The sequence below is a fragment of the Brevibacillus agri genome, assembly GCF_004117055.1.
GTDB classification, from domain to species: Bacteria; Bacillota; Bacilli; order Brevibacillales; family Brevibacillaceae; genus Brevibacillus; species Brevibacillus agri.
In genome coordinates this window covers 4,695,930-4,718,204 of sequence record NZ_CP026363.1, presented here as the reverse complement: position 1 = coordinate 4,718,204, position 22,275 = coordinate 4,695,930, and the positions used below count along the sequence as shown (strand labels likewise).

Genomic DNA, 22,275 nt, shown 5'->3' with positions numbered 1-22,275 from the left:
ATACCTTACCCCAAACGAGTAACCAATCTCGTCTGGGGTTTCTTTTTGCATTTTTTGACTGGGCGGCAATTGAGATAGACCCCACCCAGTGCCGAATGAACCGCTTTATCTCCCAAAAGACAATATAACCCTTGTAATACCCGTACATTATTTTCATGAAAGTTGTGTTCGGACAAACAATGTTGCAAAAAGTACCCCTAATTCCCCTTTCTTCCCCATTGTTTATTCCATCAAAATAGCCAGATACCATCAATTTTTACCGCAAAAACCTTATCTTCGTTTTCTCCCTGTTTTTTGGAAATCCAATAAGAACGCAACTAACCTATCCCCCATTTCGATAGGGACGGTGAAAGGATAAAAATTTTCTGCAACAATCCGCAAGGATGGAACGATTACTAAGATGCAGAGGGACATGAAGTAAAGGAATCTTGCAACTAATGGGTATGATGTCCCGACTATGAAGAGTGTAAGGAAAAAAATCTGGTAACGTGCCAGTTTACATATAGCAATTGGGAAGGTCATGTGGTAATGGCTAGCCGCCCTCCCCTCTAATTAAGCCAGAAATTCATCAAAATTTTTGGAGGGGGAAGAAAATGAGTAACATCAAGCTGTCGATTGATAAGATGGTCATTGAATACAAGGATGTGCATTGGAAATTCTTTAATCCATTTAAACGAAATATCTGCGACTACTACGGTATCACCGAGTCTATTGGAAAGACAGATTGGGGATTTAAGTATCATCTTCACATCGAATTGTCTGATGAGACCTACCTACATATCTCCTATCAGCCATACCATGAGCCGAAATCACTCAAACACTCTTTGCGTATCGAAACGCACCCAGACTATCTGCCAGAGTTCAAGCACCTATTAGATACGCTTTATCAGAACGCAAGTTCGATATGGTTTGCTCGCTGTGATGTCGCATTTGATATTCCTAGCCCGATAACTAACGTGTTTACTTCATCCAAGACGGGACGGCGAATGAATCTGTACGAGGGGACGAGATACTTTGGTAGAAAAAGTAAACGTCAACAGGCAGGCTACTGTAGGGTCTATGACAAGAGGAAAGAGCAAGAGGAGCGGAAAAGGAAGAATACGGTGGGGGAACTAACTAGAGTGGAAATCGTCTACAAACCAGACGAGAAAATCCCAATGGAGGATTTAGTTCAACATCCCCCAAGATTCAATCAACTATACTTCTGCTCGGTATTGCATGACATAACTCCATTGAAGCCAGAGAAACGAGCAATCGTGTTGGCAATTCAAAACGGTTTGATGACAATGGATGAGTTTACTCCCCACCATAAAAGAACGATTGCTGAATTGCTAAAGTCACAGGAAGTCGTAGACTTCGATAGCATAGCAATCGAACAATGGGAAGAGACTGTACTGCTCCCCTGTGCGTTAGTGTGTGGAAGGGTGAACAGAACTGCCAAAGATGAAGCGTGTTGACCTTTAATCAATCTCAATCAGTTCTTCAATGCTGATATTCAGCGTCTTGCAAATAAGTTCCAAAGTCTCTAAATATACCCTGTCTACCTTATCAGAACAAAGATGATTGACAGTGCTTGCTCTTAACCCTGTAAGTCTTGCTAATTCCCGTTGAGAGATACCTCTTTGTTCAAGAATCTCTCTCAGTTTTACCCGAATTGCCATGTTATTTCCTCCTGAATAGGTAACGCTTAAGCGTACTAGACTTGTCTCATTATAGCATCTCATTAAGAAGAAGTCATTGTGTGTTACGGTTAAACGGTATATAATCAGAGTATGTCGTTTCGGTTAAGCGTTACGTAAATCTCAATTTCTGTAACGATGGGGGAGGAAATGACCATGAACGTCATCGGATATGTCAGAGTTTCTACGCAAGGACAAGCAAAAGACGGCTACAGTCTAGCGTACCAACAGGATGAAATTCTAGCATACTGCAAGGAACAGGGATGGAATCTCCTGCATATGTTCTGCGATGAAGGCATATCAGGGGCAAAAGTGGATGAGGAAGCCCTAGAAGTGGACAGGGAGGGCTTTCAGGACATGCTAGCCGCCCTCTCTACTCATCAGGTGGATTACGTAGTTGTGTTGAATACAAGCCGTTTATGGCGGTCTGACATCGTGAAGGTATTGGTGCATCGGGAGTTCAAGAAGTACGGAGTAGATGTCAGAAGCATTGAACAGCCCACGTACAGTATCCACAAGAAAGACCCTAGCGATTTCTTGATTAACGGTTTAATGGAACTGCTTGACCAATACCAACGACTTGAAATAGCGATGAAACTTGGAAGGGGGCGGAATAAGAAAGCCCAACAAGGCGGCTATGCAGGAGGAAGGGCAACCTTTGGCTATACAGTACCAAAAGGTCAGAAGGCTTTACAGATAGACCAGAAACAGGCAGAAACGGTTCGTAGACTGTTTTCGTTACGTGAGCAGTATCCAACTTGGTCACTCTCCCGAATGGCTCTACAGCTTAATGTGGAGGGCTACAGAACAGCACAGGGCAAGTCATTTACAAAAGTGCAAGTGAAGCGAATCCTAGACCGTGAGGGATTTTACAAAGGGCAATACACATACGGTCATATCGAATCACAAGGTATTCACCAACCGATAATTTAGAACCTTTTCAGTTGTCTAACAGAGAATGTACAAGCTGACGTGTCCGTGCGTGGTCATCTATATGATTAACGCTTGTTCGGAGGGTGCTGACATTCTTTGCATAGATAACTGAAAACAACTAAGATGAGGGGGAAAGAATCATGAATCGTAAATTGACATTGCTTTACATTGGCGTAGACCTGCATAAAAACCATCACACAGCCATCATGATGAATTGTCTGCATGAAAAACTGGGTGAATTGAAGTTTGAAAACAAGCCTTCCGCTTTCCCTGTGTTTCTGAAAGAGGTAAACAAGATTGCCAAGAAGGAAGGTCTGACACCTGTTTTCGGTCTGGAAGATGTGGGCGGCTACGGAAGAGGACTCGCCATGTACCTTATCGAAAACAAGTATGAGGTAAAAGCTGTCAATCCTGCACTAACGGTATCCATGCGGAGAAGCAGTCCAAACAACAAGAAAACAGATGCTTGGGATGCGGAATGTGTGGCTCGTATCCTGATTTCCAACTTGGATACCTTGCCAGACGCCAATCCGCTTGACCTCTACTATGCAATTTCCCAACTGGTAACGAGAAGAGCAAATATCGTTAGCGTTTTGACTGGTTTGAAACTTCAACTCCACCAACAGCTTGGCTACCATTACCCAAGCTACAAGAAGTTCTTTTCACAGGTGGATGGGAAAACAGCATTAGCCTTTTGGCGTAAATATCCTTCCCCAAGCTGTTTGAAAGGGGTGGGGGTGGAGAAACTAGCCGAATTTCTACGTAAGAAAAGCAATTACTGTCTGTCAACCAAGAAGGCAGAAGAAATTCTTTCTCTTGTGGAACAGGACGGTGACACATCAAAGGACTACCAAGAAGCTAATGATTTCCTAGTGAAAGATGTTGTTCGAGACATCATCATTCGTGAGCATCAGCTAGACCAGATTGACGCTGAGTTGAAGAAACATTTGGCTTTACTCGATTACAAGCTAGAAACGATGCACGGAATCAGTACAGTAACGGCGGCGGAGTTGATAGCGGAGATTGGCGACATTTCACGCTTCTCTAATGCAGACAAGCTAGCTAACTTTGCAGGAATCGCACCTGTTCAGCACAGTTCAGGGAACAAGCAGAAAGCTAAAAAGAGCAAGCTAGGCAACCGTAGCTTGTATGACATATTCTACAACCTCGCTATTCGTATGCTTGGCGTATCGAGGGGGGAAAAGAAGCCGAATCATCCAATGTACCATGCTTACTATGAGAAGAAGCTAGCAGAGGGCAAAACCAAGTGGCAAGCAATCATCTGTGTCATGCGGAAACTGGTCAACGTCATCTACAGCATGATGAAGTACAAGACGGAGTATAAAATGCCAGTCCTTACAGAACAGGCGGCGTAATCAGCAGGGTGGTAGCTTTTACGAGTTGCCACCTAACCTTTATCCATTGAGCGCTTTATCATGGAGGATGCGTATAAGGGGCAAGTGGAGAATCCGTTGACGTTGAATCGGTATGTATATACCGCAAACAATCCGTTGAGGTATAGCGATCCAACTGGTCATAGCTATACTTGGTCTCTAAATCTTATTTCGCAAGGTTACAATAGCGGACTATTCTCCGCTGCTGATGCATCTATGATGGTATTTGGATCAAGTGCATTGTCATTTTTGGCACCGGATTTTACTGATACACCTGATCCTGGTGAACCAAATTTTAGAGAGTTATATACTCCTTTCCATGAGATTGCACAGATTAATGTAGCAAAACAACTTTATCAGAAGTACGGGCAGAATGCCGAACTCGAGAAAAAATTAGCCACAGGAGAAACAGAATGGTTTGGACTCAAGAATAAATACTATGAGGCTGACATTGTTTTAGGAAATAAAGTTTGGGAGGTTAAGCCTCTAAATGGACAAGACCCTAAAGCGCAACTAGAATTATATAAGAAGCTTGGTAACCTAAAAGAGGGCGAAAAGTTAAAAACCATGACCAACATTCCAGTTTTTGATAATGTAAAAATGGAGATAACTTTCCCAGAAGCAGGGGTTGCGCGCTATCAAATGTACGCTCAAGGTGATGGCGGTGTGAGAAGAAATTTAAGTACTGTTGGGGCAGCCATAGCTGTGGCACGAGCCTTATTAAAGTCAACTCCAGCTGGTAGAAGACTATCGCCAGGTTTTTAGAAGGGAGACGAACTTGTCTATGGGCATTAGCTGGGATAATATCAACGATGTGTACTCTGTACCCAACTTTGAAGTGAAAAAAGGTACAGTGGTAAAAATTAAGGTGTCTGTGGAAGGTGATTTAAAGGAGTTTGAAAGGAGTCCACTCGGAACAAGGACTATATTAAACAATTGGTCATATCATACAGACAATGGTAAGGAAATAAAACCTTTCAAATTAGTAAATTACTTAGGTTCAGACAGTTATTTTGAAGCAGAGTTAATGTATGTAAAAAAAGACAAAGAAAAAGATGAACTCAAACTTTTGTGCCAAGATTTAATGGACGTTTACAACATGGAGCAAATCAGTATTAAAAAATGGGAAGCTAAAACTATTTAGAAGTTGAACTAGGACGTGTCTGAAAACTAAAGAAAATGTGGTATGATTTAGGAAAAACGAATGGAGCAACGAGCATGATTCAAAGACGGTACGAAATAAACGATGAACAGTGGGAACAAATTCAGGACATGTTCCCCCCCTATCGAACAGGACGTCCGTCCAAATTAAGTAATCGTACCATGTTTAATGCCATTCTTTGGATTGCCCGAAGTGGTGCGGCTTGGCGAGATTTGCCGGAAGAACTTTATGGTTCATGGAAAACGGTCTACAGTCGCTTCTGCAAGTGGAGAGATACCGGATTACTTGTCGCCATCTTCCAAGCTCTTCACGTAGAACCTGACTTTGAAAACTTGAGCATCGATTCTACATCGGTCAAAGCTCATCAACACAGTGCGGGTGCTAAAAAAACGCAGAAGGACACGAAGTAAATCAGCACATAGGCGTCAGCCGTGGCGGAAAGACAACCAAACTTCATACCGTCGTCGATGGATTAGGGAATCCCCTCGCTTTTCTTCTCACGGGGGGGCACGTCTATGATTCCGTTCCAGCGATCAATTTGCTTCAAGGGTTTGATCTTACGGGAAGCCATATTGTTGGTGACAAAGCCTACGGCTCAGAAGGCATTCGGCATTGGATTACGGCTAAGCAGGCAGCGTACACCATCCCGCCTAAAGCGAATAATAAAAATCCTTGGAAAGTGGATTGGTATCGCTATAAAGAACGGCACTTGGTGGAGTGCTTCTTCAATAAAATCAAACATTTTCGACGAATCGCTACTCGTTACGACAAGCTGGCCAAATCATTCCTAGCGTTTGTATATGTCGCGTCCATCTTTAAACTAACTCAATAATGAGTTTTCAGACACATCCTAGAGCATTGAACCCCAAGCGAATTCACCTACTCGTCTGGGGTTTCTTTTTGCTCTGAGGTTGGGCTACAATAACCCTTTTTATTCATCAATGAGAAGTCGTATGGACTCCCAAGACTTGAAATTCTTCGTCGTATTAATCTTTATCAACGTGAAACAGAAGGATTGAGGGAAACGATACAGTTTGACAAAGTATCCTTGGCATTCGGCACCAGTTTACCTGCAATCCGGCTGATTCCCCATTCTTCTGTCTCCCCATGCGCACATTGCCTGTAAAATTTCGCGCAAACTTTCTCCTTCTTCCGTTAGCGAGTACTCTACTTTAGGGGGAACATCATCGTAAACTCTCCGGCTGATGATTCCGTCTTCCTCTAATTCTCTTAACTGCTGGGAAAGCATTTTTTTCGTAATCAGTGGTATGCCTCTTTGCAGTTCACTGAAGCGTTTTTCTCCTTCTTTTAACAGGCATAAAATGACAACTTTCCATTTTCCTCCGATTACTTCCAGCGTTGCTTCCACTGGTACATTGTATTTTGGCGTAGTCAACGTTGATCCCCCACGTGAAAGTTCTTGGTTTTGCCCACATATAGCCAAGTAAACATGAACGATGGTTACGATTAGGGTACCTGGTTACATGAAAGTGCCGACTTTCCATTCCAACATGTCCTTCATTATACTGAAAAAGAACGAAAGGTAAAAAGGAGAAGAGAAAAAATGACGAACACATATCCTCGTTCATTTTCCCATATTGGATTATCTGTTCCGGATGTACAGAAAGCTGTTGCGTTTTATACAGAGGTATTAGGATGGTATGCCATTATGAAACCGTCTGAAATTCGAGAAGACGATAGCCCGATTGGACAAATGTGCACAGATGTATTTGGAAGGGGCTGGGGAAAATTGAAAATCGCTCACTTGGCAACATCTGATAAAGTCGGTGTATAAATATTTGAATTTTCAGCAAATGGAACTCCTGAAAATAACTTTGAATTTTGGAAAACGGGGATTTTTCATTTTTGTGCACAAGATCCTGATATTGAAGGGCTTGTTGAAAAAGTGGTAGCTCACGGAGGGAAGCAACGTATGCCTATTCGTGAATATTATCCAAATGAAAAGCCGTATAAAATGGTGTATTGCGAAGACCCGTTCGGGAATGTACTCGAAATTTATACACACAGTTATGAGTTAACGTATTCACAAGGTGCTTATTAAAGGGGGGAGCTTACATTGAAGGCATTACTGCTCGAAGAAAAAGCAAACGTATTTGAAATGAAAGTAGGGGATGTAGAAAAACCGTCGCCGAAGCCAGGTGAAATCCTGGTCAAAATAAAAGCTACTGCATGTAACCCTGTAGACTATCAAACAGGGATCAGAGGAAATCCCAATTGGGTATACCCGCATGTTTTGGGGTTGGATTCCGCTGGCGTGGTTGAAGAAGTAGGCGAAAAGGTAACAAATATCCAAGCGGGAGACAGAGTTGTCTATCACAGTGATTTGACGAAAAAAGGCGGATATGCTGAATATGGTGTGACAACCGCTCATACAGTATCGGTCATTCCAGAAGGCGTGTCCTTTGAAGAAGCTGCTGCTCTTCCATGTGCCGGATATACAGCGTATCAAGCCCTGTTCCATAAAATGCGAGCTTCCCGAGGGGAGACGATTCTCGTTCATGCAGGAGCAGGCGGAGTAGGCGGCTTTGCTATTCAACTGGCGAAAAACGCAGGACTGACGGTGTTAACAACCGCCTCTTCTATGAATCATGCGTATGTAAAGAGCTTGGGAGCCGATTATGCCATCGACTACCAAAAAGAAGACTTTGTAGAGAAAGCTTTGGAAATCACGAACGGACGAGGGGTAGATTTGGTCCTTGATACAGTAGGACGTGAAAATGCTGAAAAATCTTTGAAGGCTCTTGCTTTTAACGGACAAATTGCGTTTATTGCCGGAGCTCCTGATGTGAATGATGCGATTTCATTTGCACGTCCCCTGTCTTTTCACCAAGTAGCACTTGGAAGCGTGCATCAGTCCGGTCATGTACGTGAACAGCAAAAACTCTCAGAAATCGGAAACCATATGCTCTTCCTTCTTCAAGAGGGCAAACTGAATCCGCTTGTTGAGAAAATCATTGCAATGGAGGAAGTCCCGGCAGCATTGGCTGAACTGGCTACTCGTAAAGGGAAAGGAAAAGTGGTAGCGAAAATTGGCTGACAAAAATGCGTTTTTCGATGACGTTTGACCATGATGGACTCCAGGCGAGTTGTTGCAGCTCGTCTGGGGTTTTTTCTTGGCGCTTGTTGCCATAAAGCGCTAAAGCGCTGAGGCCAAGCGAACTTCTTGACGCTCTCTCTTTTTCCTCCGACTTGCAACAAAGCCAACTCTGCCTGTATGCTTATAATCGGCAGGAAGGGCTTGCCATCGACAAGCTCGTCGCCGCCAACGAAACCAGTATGACTGCTCGTAACAAGAACGTATTTCCTTGCGAATCGGAGGGTACAGCATGAAATGGACAATCAGAAAGAAAATCATTGGCGGATTTTTAGCGGTGTCTCTGCTTATGGTGATCGTGAGTGGACTGTCGTTCGCCTTTCTGAAGGAAGTGGACACCTCGTACACGGAGCTGGTAGACGTACAGGCGAAAGTGCTCCTGAACGCCAAGGCGATTCAGGTACAGGCAACGCAGATGAACAGCAGTTTGCGGGATTACCTGCTGACGCAAGATCCGGAAGCCGCGAAAAAAATGGAGGAGGCAAGCAAGGAGCTATCTGCTCTCGTGTCCTCCACCATGGAAATCGCCTCAACGCCAGAGACCAAGGATGCGCTGGGCAAAATCGAGACTTTGAACAAGCAATACGATGAAGTGAAAAACCAGATTCTCTCCGTGAGCAGCGACCGGGCTCTGGAAATCGCCACGACCACGTTGTTTCCGCTTTCCAGGGACATTCGGGCGGTAGCTGACGAAATCAATGAGCGGGAACAAGCACAAATGACGCAAGCCTCGCAAGAAAACTCCATTCGGGTAGACGGCGTCATCACAACCGGACTCATCATCAGTGCGATCGCAGTCGTTTTGGCACTTTGCATTGGCTATTTTGTCTCGCGCTGGATTGCGAGACCCGTCGTCTTGTTGGCCTCTTCTGCACAAAAAATGGCGGCGGGAGACCTGACTGTGGAAGATATCGTGGTAAAGAACAAGGACGAGATCGGAGAACTGGCGCGTTCCTTTACCGTCATGAAAAACAACTTGCGTACCCTGATACATCAAGTGGGCGTCAATGCAGAACAGGTTGCCGCATCTGCGGAAGAGTTAACGGCAAGCGCTGAACAAACAAGCAGAGCCACCGAGCAAGTCGCTTCCATCATGCAAGAAGTAGCCTCGGGCTCCGAGCAACAAGCCTCCAGCGTAGACCAGAGTGCCCAGACACTTAACGAAATGGCGCAAGAAATTGAAAAAATTGCGGCCAACGCCCAGAAAGTATCCGCTTCCGCCGTACAAGCAGCGCAAGTGGCAGAGGAAGGAAATCAGGCGCTCCAAACCGCAAACGAACAAATGGGTTCCATTCACGCCAAGACGCATGACCTGGCAAATGCAATCCAAGATTTGGGCGATCGTTCAGAGGAAATTGGCGAAATTGTTCAAGTGATTACCGACATTGCTGCTCAAACGAATTTGCTGGCTTTGAATGCAGCTATTGAAGCGGCAAGGGCAGGGGAACACGGCAGGGGATTTGCTGTCGTTGCAGAGGAAGTAAGAAAGCTTGCGGAGCAGTCAGCCGGATCGGCAAGTAAAATCAGCGATTTAATTTCGATGATCCGCGAACAGATGCAAAAAGCGGTAGCTTCCATGGCTCAAGTGAAAAACGAAGTAAGCGAAGGTATGGTAGTAGCAACCCAGGCAGAAACTTCCTTCGCGCACATCCAACGCTCAGTGGGCGATGTTGTTGTTCAGATTCAAGCGGTGTCAGGCAGTGCGCAGCGGGTCGCAGGGTCGATGGAAGACATTGTGCAATCGGTGGCAACCATACGGGAAGTAGCCAGAGAAATAGCAGCCGGAACGCAAAATGTTTCTGCTGCTACGGAAGAGCAGTTGGCTTCCATGGAAGAAATTGCTTCGTCAGCTTTGGCTCTGTCCAAGATGTCCGAAGAACTGCAGAAGATCGTTTCGAATTTCAGGTATTGAGGAAATAATCGTTTGTGTAGGACACTGACAACTCCCTTAAGTATAGGCATGCTTGGGGGAGATTTTCATATAAGGGAGTTAGCTCGTTTTTTTGGCTATCGCGAAAGTCGTCAGCGTTTGTGCGCCTAAATTCCTCGTTTTCAAGGGGGACGAGTTATATTATCATTGAGGGTACATTCCATAAAATTCTACTTTTTGTGAAAAGGGGAATACATAGCGCAATGTTTAATGAACGGAAAGCGTTGCAGATGACACTGCAGGCCATGCTGGAGCAGCGAATGGCTCTGCGCCGGCAATACGTAGACCAGGACAAGCAGTTGGGAGCAGACATCAAGCAAATTCTGAACCGGATTCGGGAAATGGATGCCGAGGCAGGCTTTGATGCAACTGAGCTGTCTGACGAAGTAGCGGTGGCGACTGAGGAGCTTCCGACAGATATGGTGAAGCGGATCAAGGTACGAAAGACCCACATTCGTCACAATTATCAGGAAGTGGCCAATCACATCGAGAACATCTTGCGGGAAAGCATGTCTCCGATGTCCCTGGCCGATCTTTGTTCGATTTTGAAGGAACGGCATGACGTAGAGTTCGCCAGCCCGTACATCGGCGTACAAAAGTCATTGAAGTATCTGCCTCAGGTAAAAGTGGGAAAAGATGGAAGAAAGCTGATTTTTTCACTGGCGTAGACAGAAAAGACGGCTTGCCTGCCCGGACTTGGACTGGGTAGCCGCTTGATTCACAGCAAAAAAGGCGACGTGCAAGCACGATCGCCTTTTTGTATGGGATGGTAACGGGCAAGCTGTTATTGCAGGAAAGCGTTGAGCATCCAGATGTGTTTTTCCAGACCGCTGCGAATTTCCAGGAGCATGTCCGCTGTCGCCTCGTCGTCTGCTTGTTCGGCAGCCTCGATTGCCAGTTTCAGCTCGTCGACGAGGATCGCGAAGTCGCGGGCGACGGTTTCCACCATTTGCTCGGCGGTTTCATTGCCTTCCGCTTCTGTGATGCTCGCTGTATTCAGACATGCGCTCAATGTGCCTACAGGTTTGCCGCCAATTGCCAACACGCGCTCTGCCAATGCGTCGATGTGCGCCGAAGCTTCGTTGTACAGCTCTTCAAACTTCGCGTGCAGGGTGAAGAAGTGAGGGCCTTTTACATTCCAGTGAAAGTTGTGCAGCTTGGTGTACAGAACTGTCCAGTTTGCCACTTGTTTATTCAAAACGTTGAACATAGTGTTTTCCATAATCGTAACCTCTCCTTTTTTAAAATGATTTCTTATTTATAATTATTATAAACTAATAGTGATTGTTGTCAACCCTTGCAGGAAAAAATCTTGGAGACGGCAGGAGATGTTTATGCAGCCAAACGTACACGCGGTCATTCTGGCTGGCGGAAAAAGCAGCCGGATGGGCGTCGCGAAAGACCAGCTTCCATGGCGCGAAGGCACCTTGGTGACAGAGCTGGGAACAGAAATTTTGGCGATGGGGATGCCTTGCCTGATCGTGTGCAACGAGCCTGAGCGCATCCCGGCAGAGCTTGTCAAACGAGACGGCGTGAGCGTGACGGCCGATCTGGTGCCGTCAGCGGGACCCGTGAGCGGCCTGGTGACGGCGTTTCGCCTGTGTAGGAAGGACGTGCTGCTCGTGCTCTCCTGCGACTTGCCGTTTATGGACCGGACGCAGCTCGCAAGCCTGCTCGCCTATGCCGCCGGAAAAGACGGTTGGGACGCGGTCATTCCTTCGGCACAGGGGCGGATTCATCCGCTGTGCGCCTTGTACCGCAAAAGCACGCAGCCCGTCTGGGAACAAGCGTTGGAGCAGGGCGAGCTGCGGCTGATGAATACGATTCGCAAGCTGTCCGTCCTGGAAGTGCCGGACGGCTGGCTCGACCCGTGGGCGCTGTTCAATGCCAATACTCCGGAAGAGTACGCGGCTGCCATCCGCGAAGAGCAACGCAGAAAAACAGGACGGCCGTAAGCTTGTCCTGTTTTTCACGCAAGAAGCGGAGCTAGGGCAAAATGATCCGCTCCGGATGCGTGTACACATTCATTTTGTTTTGGCGGATGAAGCCGACGGCCGTGATTTGCAGTTCCTCTGCCAGTTGCAGGGCGAGGTCGGTCGGAGCCGATTTGGACAGGATGATGCCTGCGCCGATCTTGGCGGCTTTCAACAAAACTTCAGACGAGAGCCGTCCGCTGAACACGAGAATCTTGTCCGCGGTCGAGATATTATCCCGCAAGCACTTCCCGTAAATTTTGTCCAGCGCGTTGTGGCGTCCGATATCCGAATATTGCAAGAGAACTTGGTCAGGCGTGCACAGAGCCGCGTTGTGAACGCCTCCTGTCTGCTGATGGATAACGGAGGAGGCTTGCAACTCGTCCATGAGTCTGGTGCATTGGGCAGAGGTGACGGTGGTGGTGCCGCTCGCCGGCTTTGCTGTGCGGGCATCGCTGAAAAAGTAGAAGGACTGTCTGCTTTTGCCGCAGCACGACGTAATTCTGCGCTTGGAGTAAAAGCTCTGGGACAAAATCGTTTCTTTGTGCAGGTCTACGTAGGCCAGCCCTTTTGCCTCGTCTATCGTGATCTGCCTGATCTCCCCGAAGCTTTGGATGGCTCCCTCCGCTGCGAGAAAACCGATCACCATCTCGTCCAGATCGGCTGGCGTGCAGACGACGGTGGCGAACTCTTCGTCATTGAGAAAAATCGTGAGCGGGTACTCCGTGACGATCTCGTCGTCTTCCCAGTGGTGCTGGTCAGCCGTCACTTTCAGGACGCGCAGGCGGGTTGTTTTGCTCAGTTTTGACATGCGAACCTCCCGTATCATGTTCATGCGTGGAGAAATGACAAGTTGTGAATAGATTTTGACAGAGAAAATATTGTCGAGTGAGCGCTTACATGGTAGTATACTATGTGAGGGTGAAAGTGTCATAAAATTTTCTACTTTCAGTAACTTCCTGCGCGTATAGAGCGAAAAGACACGGAACAGCGAACCTGTCACCGAATCTCTCGCTGTGAATCACCAATTGAATACGATGGCACGTGCTTGTTGATGCTGACGTAGCGTTCCTGCTGATGATTAACTGCTGTGTTTCATTGATACCTTTGTTTCCGTGTGTGCGGAAAAAGCGGGGGGTGTCGATGAAATCAGCAGTTTTTCTTTTTGCTTTCGGAGTGGCGCACCAGTGATTGGGCTTCATTCCAACCAAGACCATTTTAAAGGAGATGAACATGATGGAGCAACAAGTGAAAAACCGTTGGCTGATTGCACTGGCTGCGGTGGGGATCCACATCTCGATTGGATCGGTGTACGCGTGGAGTGTATTTACCAAGCCGATCACCCAGCAATTTGGCTGGGAACTGCCCGATGTGCAGTTCACTTTCAGCATCGCGATTTTGTTTCTCGGGCTGTCCGCGGCTTTTCTCGGACACTACGTAGAAAAGCACGGGCCGCGAAAAGCGGGAACGCTCGCCTCGATCTTTTTCGGCGTCGGGATTGTCGGCTCCGGGCTTGCCATCCAGCTTGCCAGCTTGCCGCTTTTGTACATTTGTTATGGCGTGCTGGGCGGAATCGGCCTTGGGGTCGGGTATATTACCCCGGTGTCTACGCTTGTGAAGTGGTTCCCGGATCGCCGCGGACTGGCGACAGGACTTGCGATCATGGGCTTTGGCTTCGCTTCGATGATCGCCAGCCCGATCATGAACGCGCTGATTGAGAGTGTCGGCATTGCGAACACCTTTTACATTTTAGGTATCATTTATTTCGTCGTCATGTTTGCATCTGCGCAATATTTGTCTCCGCCGCCAAAAGGCTGGGTGCCCGCAGGTTTTTCGACCGAAGGGGCAGCAGGCGACAAGCAAATCAAAAAAGACTTGTGCCAGCTTACCGCCAACGAAGCGATCAAGACGCGCCGTTTTTACTGGCTGTGGCTGATGCTGTTCATCAACGTGACTTGTGGAATTGCTGTCATCTCCGTCGCTTCGCCGATGGCGCAGGAAATGGTCGGCATGTCCGTGCAAACCGCTGCGCTGATGGTGGGCCTGAACGGCTTGTTCAATGGCGGCGGACGAATCGGCTGGGCTTCGCTGTCTGACTACATCGGGCGGGCGAATACGTACACGGCTTTCTTCGCGATCCAGATGGTGCTGTTCTTCCTGTTGCCGAACATGAGCAACCCGGTGCTGTTCATGATCGCGATGTTCATCATCATGACCTGCTACGGAGGCGGCTTCGCCTCGATTCCTGCCTACATTGGCGACCTGTTTGGCACGCGCCAGCTCGGGGCGATTCACGGCTACATTTTGACCGCATGGGCGGCGGCAGGGCTGGCAGGCCCGATCTTCGCCGCATGGGTGCGCGAGACGACGCAAAGCTACACAGGAACGATGAGCGTGTTCGCTGCGATGTTCATTGTAGCCTTCTTTATTTCCCTCTTAATCCGGTTGGATATTAAAAAATTGAAGGAAGAAGCCAGACAAAGAGAAAAGTCAGTTGAATTGGCTAGTTAATCAATGGTAAAGTCTTAGTAGAGAATGATTGGAATAAAGGTGAGTACCGTCGATGAATAAGTTCGAAGCAGAGTTCAGTAATTTGGTCAGAGCTTTCCGGAAGCGCCATATGGGGAAAGGACCTAGCAAGATCAGCACCACGTTTTGCAAAAACTGGGCGATCTGCGAAATGGAGGGCAATCTTTCGCCGGTGGAAAAGTTCATTGCCACTTCGGAAGATGGAAAGCAGACACTACGAGCTGCCAGAACCGAAATGGTCAAGGAGATGTATCGGAAACACCAGCCAGTTGACATGGAAGCGTTTCTGGGCGCAAAACTCGTCGACCTGTTCGTCGACATTGACATTGAACGTGATTTTGGGATGTCCATCTTTGTTTTCGATCAGGACATCGAGAAAAAATGGAAAAACGAACCGTAAGTCTAAGCGAAGCAGCGTTCCTGTTCACCGGTTAGACAAAGCGGACTTCGCAAGCAAACACGACGTTGAGACTTGGGTAGCGAACCTGCCTTTAGACAACCACCGTGAACACGCTCTCTTCCTTTGGGAATCAGGGACGGTTTCATGGTGGTTTTTTAGTCTCAGGGTGTTTGACAAGAGAGGAGCGAAAAAACCAATGGGGAAGACCAAGCATAAGGGACCAGTCAAGCTGGATACGTCGCTGAAGCCTTCCCTGTGGGCTTCCATGATGCCCATGGGACTTGGCAAAATCAAGCCGCATCACATACTCGACACGATGAAGGTCGTGTATGACAATCGGGACAACCTCGGTTACGCCTACCGGATTTTGACCCAGGGAGTATGCGACGGCTGCGCGCTCGGCGTATCCGGTCTGTACGACCAGACTCTCACAGGCCCGCATTTGTGCACGACGCGCCTGAACGTGCTGCGCCTCAATACAATGCCTGCCATGGATGACAAATGGCTCGAAGATGTAAGCGCTCTAAAACAGATGTCGAGCGTGGAGCTGCGCAAGCTGGGCAGGATTCCTTATCCGCTGTCGCGCAAGCCGGGCGAAAACAAATTCACGCGGATCAGTTGGAACGACGCTCTGGACCGGATCGCGAACAAGATCAAAGGCATCAGTCCTAAGCAGCTCGCGTTTTTCTTGACTGCGCGGGGAATTACTAACGAAGTGTACTATACGGCGGCAAAAATGGCCCGTTTTCTGGGGACGAACAACATCGACAACGCCTCCCGCATTTGCCACTCGCCGAGCAAGACAGCCTTGAAGCGGTCGCTTGGCATCGGGGCGTCGAGCTGCAACTACCAGGACTGGATCGGCACGGATGTGCTCGTCTTCTTCGGCTCGGTTCCGGCGAACAACCAGCCTGTCTCCACGAAGTACATGTACGCGGCCAAAAAAGCGGGAACGAAGATCATCCTGATTAACCCTTACAAAGAGCCGGCGATGGAAAAATACTGGATTCCGTCGGTGCCGGAGAGCGCTGTGTTCGGCACGAAGCTCGCGGACGATTTTTACCAGGTCAACATCGGCGGCGACATCGCCTTCATGAACGGCGTGATGAAGCACTGGTTTGAGATGGAGGAGGCCAATCCGGGCTCGGCGATCAACCGCGAGTTTGTCCGGGAGCATGCAAACGGCATCGAGGAGCTGCGGGGGCATGTGACCAATCTGCCGTGGGATCAGATCGAGCAATCCTCTGGCTTGAGCAGGGAGCGGCTGAAAGAATTTGCGCTTTTGCTCGCCAATGCCAAATCAGGCGTATTTGTATGGAGCATGGGACTGACCCAGCACCGCTTTGGGACCGACAACATTTCCTCCGTTGCCAATCTGGCGATTCTGCGCGGCTTTTTGGGCCGGAAGCACTGCGGCGTGATGCCGATTCGCGGCCACTCCGGCGTGCAAGGCTCCGGGGAGATGGGAGCGGACCCGTTCAGCTTGCCTGGCGGCGATTTTGACGAAAAGAACTGGACGAGAATCGAAAAGCTGTGGAAGTTCCCGATCCCGAAATGGCAAGGCGATATTGTCGGCATCTCGCTCGAAAACGCCCTGCTGCCCGATGGACACGAGCGCAAGACGCGGCTGTTTTACACGAGCGGCGGCAACTTCCTGGAGACGATGCCTGACCCTGACTTCATGGAAAAATGTTTGGAGAATGTCGAGCTGCGCGTCCATCAGGACATCATTTTCAACACGTCTACCCTCGTCGATGCCAAGGAAGAGGTAATCGTCCTGCCGGCGATGACGCGCTACGAGCAGCCGGGCGGCGGCACGTCGACCAGTACGGAGCGGATGGTGTACTTCAGCGCCGAGATCGAGGGACCACGGATTGAAGAGGCGCGGGCCGAGTGGCAGATTTACGTCGATTTGGCTGCGCGCGTGCATCCGGACAAAAAGCACCTCATGCATTTTGCCAGCGCGGAGGAAATTCGTGCGGAAATCGCGCAGGCGAATCCGAACTACGACGGCATCCAGCATTTGAAAAAACGCGGAGATGTGTTTCAATGGGGAGGGGCCTGGCTGTGCGAGGACGGAGTGTGCCCGACGCCAGACGGCCGAGCGAATCTGCTGCCGATCGAAATTCCGCAGCTTGACAAGCCGGAAGGGCATTTTTACGTGACCACCCGCCGCGGCAAGCAGTTCAACTCGATGATCTACAGCAACAAAGACCCGTTCAACAACGCGGATCGCTACGATATTTTAATCAATCCGGAAGACGCGCGGGAACTGCGCATTGCGGAAGGCGAAACGATTGTCGTGTATAATAGCTATGGCACCTACCAAGGGCGCGCCAAGTTTGAAGATACGAGAAGAGGGAATATCCAGGTGTACTGGCCGGAAGGAAACGTGCTGATTCCAAAAGGCGTGTACGAAGCGTTCGCGGGTATCCCGGAATACAATACGGCAGTGAAGATCGAAAAGGCGGATTCGTTCACTGCTAATAAAGATTTGAAATACAAGGAAAAACCGATAGAAGATTTGGAAGTAAACGTCGGCTGACAAAAACGGCGTGATGGGCGGTCACAATTAGGAGGAACGGACGATGCGTTTTGCGCGACAAACAGTCTCGGTAGAGGAAGCGATGGGCAAATGGCTCGCGGCATTGCCTACGCTGGAAACAGAACGGGTGCACATCGGGGAGGCTTACGGGCGAATTTTGGCTTGCGATTTGTACGCAACGTACGATTTGCCGCACTTTGACCGCTCGCCGCTGGACGGCTTTGCCGTAAGGGCGGCGGATACGGTCGGGGCTACGATCGCGAGCCCGCTCGCCCTCAAGGTGATCGAAACCGTAGCGGCGGGACAGGTGCCTGAGCGAACCGTGACGGAAGGCTGCGCTACGCGGATCATGACCGGAGCGATGATGCCGGAAGGCGCCGATGCCGTGATTATGTTTGAGCAAACGCAAAACCCTGGCGAGCACGCGGAAACCGTCTGGATCAAGCGGGCGATGCAGCCTGGGGAAAATGTCTCCCGCCGCGGCGAGGAGATGGCAAAAGGAACGGTGATCGCCAAGGCTGGCGAGAGGATCAACGCAGGCACGATCGCCAGTCTGGCTACGTTTGGCTACGCGCAAGTCGATGTTTTCCGCCGGCCGCGAGTCGGCCTTCTGGCGACGGGCAGCGAGCTGTTAGGCATTGACGAGCCGCTCGTCCCGGGAAAAATTCGCAACAGCAATATGGTGATGCTGACCGCTCTCATTGCCGAGGCGGGGGGCATCCCTGTTTGCTTTTCCGGCCTGCCCGATGAACTCGCCGTGGCGAAGCAAAAAATCAGCGAATACATGCAGCAAGTGGATGTGCTCGTGTCCAGCGGAGGGGTGTCAGTGGGCGATTTCGATGTGATCGCGCTCCTGACGGACGAGCCGGACGTGGAACTTTTGTTCAACCGGGTAGCGATGCGCCCGGCCAGTCCGACGACGAGCATGCTCGTTGGAGGCAAGCCGTACTTGGCGCTGTCGGGAAATCCCGGAGCCTGTTTCCTCGGCTTTGAGCTGTTCGCGCGGACGGCGATCCGGCGCCTTTCCGGGGCGGCAGAAGTCGTCCCGCACGCAATCCGGGCGAGGCTGGCCGTTTCTTATCAAAAGCCGTGCCCGTTCCCGCGCTATTTGCGCGGCAGGCTGCTGGAACAAGACGGCGGACTTTTGGCGGTGCCTGATTTCAATGAAAAGGCGGGCAATCTCGGAACGCTCAAGGACAGCGAATGCTTCATCGTCATTCCGCCGGGCGGAAGCGGCAAGCAGGCGGGCGAGCTGGTCGAAGTTTTAACCCATGCGGCCCCGACCTGGAGGAAGGAAGGATAGCGAATGGACCTGGACAAACAGCCGTGCGTGTTGCAAATCGTCGGCTATTCCAACAGTGGCAAGACGACGCTGTTGACGAAGCTCATTCCTCTGCTGGAGGGCGCCGGGCTGCGGGTTGGCGTCATCAAGCACGATGGCGGCCACGATTTTGAATGGGACCAGCCTGGAAAAGACACGTGGCGCTATCGCGAGGCAGGAGCTTCGATCGTGGCAATCACCTCGCGGACGAAGACGGCAATCGTCGAGCAGCGCCCGCAAGAGCTGGCCGTACTCGTACAGCGTCTTGCGGCCGCCGGAGCGAACCTCGTCCTCGTGGAAGGCTTCAAGCGGGAAGGCTACCCCAAGCTCGTGCTGTTGCGGCGGCCGGAAGATGCTGAATTGCTCCGGTCCGTGTCCAACCTGGTCGGAGTGGTAAGCTGGGGAGAGCAGAAGCAGGCGGAGCTGCCCTGTTTTCACGTAGACGACATAGACGGCATCGCCCGGTTTGTGCGAGAGCGGATCGAGGAAGCGCCGCCAATTATTTAATAGAAGCAAAAAGATCATCCCGGCCGAGGCGAGGGATGATCTTTTTTTGGATCGGGGCCGCGAAGGCTTGTCGCCAGTGCCTGGTGCAGCCAGGTTTTCTAATAGGCAAAACGTTTCGACTGGCCCAAACGTTTACTCACGACTCAGGCTGTTGCCGCTCGAACAAATAAAGCTCGCCGTTGCTCGCAATTTTGAACTTCGGTCCGTTGAAGCCTCGGCGAATCAGAATCGCCCAGAGCAAAAACGGCAGCCTAAGCCGTGCAGGCAAGGCAGGCGGCGCGATTTCCTTTAGCTCGGCCATTTGCGTAATCGGTCCCTGAAAGATCAGCTCCGCCGTTTTTACCGCACGCGAAAGCGAGCTGGAATAGCATCTGCTCCACTCAATTCCTTTCAGGTCGGTCCGGCCTGCCTCAATGTCGGCCAGGTCGTACGTTTGAAACCATGCATTCACGTCCCGGCCGCATATGAACGCACCTTTTGGATAATCTTGCTTGACTTTGTAATGTCTTACTAAACCTATTTTCAATGTCAGTTCCATTCTTTCCCCGTTGAACCGGATGGCAGGAGACAAGAGCTTTGCGCACGGTGCTGCAGAAACATAGAGTCGCAGACTGCCAGACTGCCAGACTGCCGACGGGGAACGCGTCATACCCGGTGCTTTTTTCGGCTGTTCACAAGTAAGACTGAACCCTGTTCATATCTGTCAGCAAGTATGGATTGTCCTTTTTCATCGCTGCAATCAATGTCTCCGCCTGCGCAGGGTCGTCCTTCAACGCTTCCAGTTCCTTTTGCGTAATGCCGACCAGTTGCAAAAACTCTACTCTGCCATGGACGGTGTCGATTCCTTTTGCTTCTGTATCCTCTACCATGAGCAGGGCCGTAATCGCCGAATCTGTGCCAATATGAATCGACGTGCCGTTCCCTGCGACAAACTGGTTAGGCTCGAAAAACCGTTTCTGGGTGTATGTATAGCGCGCCAGGTTGGACAGCATGTCGATCGCCCACATACATTCCTCGTTGGAATCTTCCTTTAACTTGATCGTCATCTCATAGCCCCAACGGCTCCATTCGCCGCCGTATGCCTCTTCGTCCGTGTACAGCTCCGTCATGCCGTAGGTCAAAATGTGCTTGTAGCCGTTCGGAGATTGATAAATGCTGAAGCCATCCAAATAGGCGTCCCCGCCAAACATGGCGCGATTCACCATATTTGTCGCATAATGTGCAGGCTCCTGTGCAGGATAAAGCTGATGGAACACTTCGTCGATCGCGTCCCAGCCCGGTGCCCAGTCATCCTGCTCGGATGCGCGTTGTTTGTATTCTTCCAAAGTCAAGCAGCATACCCCCTCCAATTTTGGTTATATCTTACTATAGCGCAGGACGGAGCAACAGGGCCAAATCTCGTAAAACTTTTATGATTAACCAGCTTCAGCAGGCAGGAAGCTCTTTTTTTGTTGTCACAAATCGTTTCTTTTTCCTGTGATTACAATCACAGGAGGCAAAAGCTTTGCTCCGGTACACTAGTGACATAGATCACACGTTGATTTTTCAAGGAGGGCCAATATGCTGAACCAAAAAACGATCGATATTATCAAATCCACCGTGCCTGTACTGGAAGTGCACGGGACAACGATAACCAAACGCTTTTATCAACGGATGTTTGCCAACCATCCAGAGTTGTTGAACATTTTCAATCACGCTAACCAAAAACAAGGCAGACAGCAAACGGCACTGGCTAATGCGGTGTATGCGGCTGCCCTGTACATCGACAAGCTGGAAACGATTTTGCCCGTCGTCAAACAGATCGGACACAAGCACCGCAGCTTGGGCATCAAGCCGGAGCATTATCCGATTGTTGGGGAAAACTTGCTCGGTGCGATCAAAGAGGTGCTGGGCGATGCCGCGACAGACGAGATCATCGAGGCTTGGGCGGAAGCGTACGGGGTAATCGCAGACGCGTTCATCAGCGTGGAGGCGGAAATGTACGAACAGGCGGAGAATCAGCCAGGCGGCTGGGCCGACTTCCGGGAGTTTGTCGTGGAGCGCAAAGTAAAAGAGAGCGATGTCATCACGTCCTTTTACCTCGTACCGAAGGACGGGAAAGAGATTGCGAGCTACGAGCCAGGTCAGTATGTAAGCGTCAAAATGGAGATCCCGGGAGAGGAAAATACGCACATTCGCCAATACAGCCTCTCGGATGCGCCGGGCAATCCGTACTACCGCATCTCCGTCAAACGGGAGGACGCGATTGGCGACAAGCCAGCCGGAAAAGTATCCGTGTACTTGTGGGAGCACGTTAACGAAGGAGACATTTTGCCTCTGTCCGCGCCAGCAGGCGACTTCATTCTTGACCAGCAGGATGACAGACCTGTCGTGCTCATCAGTGGCGGCGTAGGGCTGACACCGATGATGAGCATGCTGAAAACGCTGGTGAAAACGGGCTCGAACCGCCCGGTGACGTTCATTCACGCAGCGCAAAACGGAAATGTGCATGCGATGAGAGACAGTGTGGAGGAGTTGGCTGCCCAGCATCCGCAAGTAAAAGCGTTCTGGTGCTACGAAAAGCCGACCGAGCAGGATCGGGCAGCGCAAGCCTTTCACAAAGAGGGCTACATTGACTTGCCTTGGCTGCAAAGCGTCATTGCCGACAAAAACGCGAGCTTCTATTTCTGTGGCCCGGTTCCTTTCATGAAAACAGTCAATCGTGCCCTGAAGGAGTGGGGAGTGCCTGCGCAGGACATTCACTTTGAGTTTTTCGGTCCTGCCGGAACGCTGGACTAAGAGCTGGAA

General features: G+C 49.8%; 21 protein-coding genes and 2 pseudogenes. 17 read left to right on the top strand and 6 right to left on the bottom strand.

The features are described from left to right. Positions 1-593 precede the first annotated feature (593 nt). Positions 594-1,457: a hypothetical protein gene (locus tag BA6348_RS23085; RefSeq protein WP_005826983.1), complete on the top strand. Its 864-nt coding sequence runs from the start codon at positions 594-596 to the stop codon at positions 1,455-1,457. Between the two features lie 3 nt (positions 1,458-1,460). Here BA6348_RS23085 and BA6348_RS23080 read toward each other — a convergent pair whose 3' ends face one another. Further along, positions 1,461-1,661: a helix-turn-helix domain-containing protein gene (locus BA6348_RS23080; protein ID WP_005826981.1), complete on the bottom strand. Its 201-nt coding sequence runs from the start codon at positions 1,659-1,661 to the stop codon at positions 1,461-1,463. A gap of 174 nt (positions 1,662-1,835) precedes the next feature. On the opposite strand from BA6348_RS23080, the gene BA6348_RS23075 reads away from it, so the two are divergent. The 5 genes and pseudogenes from BA6348_RS23075 to BA6348_RS23055 all read left to right on the top strand — a co-directional run bounded on the left by BA6348_RS23075 (position 1,836) and on the right by BA6348_RS23055 (position 6,000). Then, on the top strand, positions 1,836-2,612 hold the full coding sequence (locus BA6348_RS23075; RefSeq protein ID WP_005826978.1) for a recombinase family protein: 777 nt from the start codon (positions 1,836-1,838) through the stop codon (positions 2,610-2,612). 140 nt (positions 2,613-2,752) lie between these two features. Further along, entirely contained in the window at positions 2,753-3,988 is a 1,236-nt protein-coding gene (locus BA6348_RS23070; RefSeq protein ID WP_007781595.1) for an IS110 family RNA-guided transposase, read from the top strand. A 45-nt stretch (positions 3,989-4,033) separates the two neighbouring features. Beyond that, a pseudogene (locus BA6348_RS28110) lies at positions 4,034-4,150 on the top strand (RHS repeat-associated core domain-containing protein); the annotation flags it as partial. Positions 4,151-4,784: 634 nt separating this feature from the next. After that, complete coding sequence (locus BA6348_RS23060) at positions 4,785-5,150, top strand: hypothetical protein (RefSeq protein ID WP_129552242.1); 366 nt, start codon at positions 4,785-4,787, stop codon at positions 5,148-5,150. A gap of 74 nt (positions 5,151-5,224) precedes the next feature. After that, positions 5,225-6,000, top strand: a protein-coding gene (locus BA6348_RS23055) for an IS5 family transposase (protein ID WP_198508421.1) whose coding sequence is annotated in 2 segments (ribosomal slippage) — positions 5,225-5,552 and positions 5,552-6,000 — 777 coding nt in all. Because the reading frame shifts where the segments join, the coding sequence is not laid out codon by codon here. A 234-nt stretch (positions 6,001-6,234) separates the two neighbouring features. On the opposite strand, the gene BA6348_RS23050 is transcribed toward BA6348_RS23055, so the two are convergent. After that, entirely contained in the window at positions 6,235-6,564 is a 330-nt protein-coding gene (locus BA6348_RS23050; RefSeq protein ID WP_007781603.1) for a winged helix-turn-helix transcriptional regulator, read from the bottom strand. 168 nt (positions 6,565-6,732) lie between these two features. Between BA6348_RS23050 and BA6348_RS23045 the strand changes: the two are divergent. The 4 genes and pseudogenes from BA6348_RS23045 (at position 6,733) to BA6348_RS23030 (ending at position 10,881) form a co-directional block, all read left to right on the top strand. Beyond that, positions 6,733-7,230, top strand: a pseudogene (locus BA6348_RS23045) (lactoylglutathione lyase family protein). A gap of 15 nt (positions 7,231-7,245) precedes the next feature. Next, positions 7,246-8,226, top strand: coding sequence for a zinc-binding dehydrogenase (locus tag BA6348_RS23040; RefSeq protein ID WP_007781612.1), 981 nt, complete (start codon positions 7,246-7,248; stop codon positions 8,224-8,226). Between the two features lie 289 nt (positions 8,227-8,515). After that, positions 8,516-10,195: a methyl-accepting chemotaxis protein gene (locus BA6348_RS23035; protein WP_007781614.1), complete on the top strand. Its 1,680-nt coding sequence runs from the start codon at positions 8,516-8,518 to the stop codon at positions 10,193-10,195. Between the two features lie 221 nt (positions 10,196-10,416). Further along, positions 10,417-10,881 carry a hypothetical protein gene (locus tag BA6348_RS23030; protein ID WP_007781617.1) on the top strand — a complete coding sequence of 155 codons (465 nt, stop codon included), beginning with the start codon at positions 10,417-10,419 and terminating at the stop codon, positions 10,879-10,881. Between the two features lie 116 nt (positions 10,882-10,997). Here the strand turns inward: BA6348_RS23030 and BA6348_RS23025 are convergent, their stop codons facing one another. Continuing rightward, the gene (locus BA6348_RS23025) at positions 10,998-11,435 is read right to left on the bottom strand and encodes a Dps family protein (RefSeq protein ID WP_007781621.1); all 438 of its coding nucleotides are present in this window, start codon (positions 11,433-11,435) and stop codon (positions 10,998-11,000) included. A 112-nt stretch (positions 11,436-11,547) separates the two neighbouring features. Between BA6348_RS23025 and mobA the strand changes: the two genes are divergently transcribed. Continuing rightward, entirely contained in the window at positions 11,548-12,168 is a 621-nt protein-coding gene (gene mobA, locus BA6348_RS23020; protein ID WP_007781625.1) for a molybdenum cofactor guanylyltransferase, read from the top strand. A gap of 31 nt (positions 12,169-12,199) precedes the next feature. Here mobA and fdhD read toward each other — a convergent pair whose 3' ends face one another. After that, a complete protein-coding gene (gene fdhD, locus BA6348_RS23015) occupies positions 12,200-12,997 on the bottom strand; it encodes a formate dehydrogenase accessory sulfurtransferase FdhD (protein WP_007781627.1) in 798 nt (265 codons plus the stop codon). A gap of 425 nt (positions 12,998-13,422) precedes the next feature. Here fdhD and BA6348_RS23010 point away from each other — a divergent pair, with 425 nt between their 5' ends. The 5 genes from BA6348_RS23010 to mobB all read left to right on the top strand — a co-directional run bounded on the left by BA6348_RS23010 (position 13,423) and on the right by mobB (position 19,488). After that, entirely contained in the window at positions 13,423-14,697 is a 1,275-nt protein-coding gene (locus BA6348_RS23010; protein ID WP_007781632.1) for an L-lactate MFS transporter, read from the top strand. A 52-nt stretch (positions 14,698-14,749) separates the two neighbouring features. Next, positions 14,750-15,115: a Na-translocating system protein MpsC family protein gene (locus BA6348_RS23005; protein WP_007781634.1), complete on the top strand. Its 366-nt coding sequence runs from the start codon at positions 14,750-14,752 to the stop codon at positions 15,113-15,115. Between the two features lie 196 nt (positions 15,116-15,311). Next, entirely contained in the window at positions 15,312-17,660 is a 2,349-nt protein-coding gene (locus BA6348_RS23000; protein ID WP_122953401.1) for an FdhF/YdeP family oxidoreductase, read from the top strand. A 43-nt stretch (positions 17,661-17,703) separates the two neighbouring features. Next, positions 17,704-18,963, top strand: a complete 1,260-nt coding sequence (locus BA6348_RS22995; protein ID WP_025847982.1) for a molybdopterin molybdotransferase MoeA — start codon at positions 17,704-17,706, stop codon at positions 18,961-18,963. A 9-nt stretch (positions 18,964-18,972) separates the two neighbouring features. Continuing rightward, on the top strand, positions 18,973-19,488 hold the full coding sequence (gene mobB / locus BA6348_RS22990) for a molybdopterin-guanine dinucleotide biosynthesis protein B (protein WP_026557964.1): 516 nt from the start codon (positions 18,973-18,975) through the stop codon (positions 19,486-19,488). Positions 19,489-19,624: 136 nt separating this feature from the next. Here the strand turns inward: mobB and BA6348_RS22985 are convergent, their stop codons facing one another. Together BA6348_RS22985 and BA6348_RS22980 are read right to left on the bottom strand one after the other, a co-directional pair. Beyond that, the gene (locus tag BA6348_RS22985) at positions 19,625-19,939 is read right to left on the bottom strand and encodes a histidine phosphatase family protein (RefSeq protein ID WP_242507402.1); all 315 of its coding nucleotides are present in this window, start codon (positions 19,937-19,939) and stop codon (positions 19,625-19,627) included. A gap of 220 nt (positions 19,940-20,159) precedes the next feature. Next, positions 20,160-20,819, bottom strand: a complete 660-nt coding sequence (locus BA6348_RS22980; RefSeq protein WP_122953400.1) for a suppressor of fused domain protein — start codon at positions 20,817-20,819, stop codon at positions 20,160-20,162. 229 nt (positions 20,820-21,048) lie between these two features. Here BA6348_RS22980 and hmpA point away from each other — a divergent pair, with 229 nt between their 5' ends. Beyond that, positions 21,049-22,266, top strand: a complete 1,218-nt coding sequence (gene hmpA / locus BA6348_RS22975) for an NO-inducible flavohemoprotein (RefSeq protein WP_007781656.1) — start codon at positions 21,049-21,051, stop codon at positions 22,264-22,266. Positions 22,267-22,275: the final 9 nt, after the last annotated feature.